General features: G+C 42.9%; 1 protein-coding gene. It reads right to left on the bottom strand.

The window, feature by feature from the left end; translation table 11 throughout:
* The coding region (locus AAEY75_RS15350; RefSeq protein WP_352260067.1) for a transporter substrate-binding domain-containing protein at positions 1-268 on the bottom strand (268 nt) is incomplete at both ends.

Genomic DNA, 268 nt, shown 5'->3' with positions numbered 1-268 from the left:
ATCTACCACTGGCTGCTCAGTATTTTCTAACGTAGCGTCCGTAACTATGCTGTTACTAGCGGCTGGCACGGCAAAGTACTTTTGATTGATTTTGTCATAAGTACCATTGGCCTTTAGATTGGCTAATGACTGATTGATCTTTGCTTGTAGTGCCTCATCATTAGGACGCACCGCTATGGCAAAGTTATCATTAATATCAATCTCATCACCTTTTAGCACATAATTACTGCCTGTGGGTGAGCTAAGCCACTCTAACGCCGGTAGTTTG

Source organism: Psychrobacter sp. TB55-MNA-CIBAN-0194, assembly GCF_040309505.1.
GTDB classification, from domain to species: domain Bacteria; phylum Pseudomonadota; class Gammaproteobacteria; order Pseudomonadales; family Moraxellaceae; genus Psychrobacter; species Psychrobacter fozii.
Note: the sequence above shows the minus strand (reverse complement) of the source record. Positions and strands in the feature narration are given on the sequence as shown.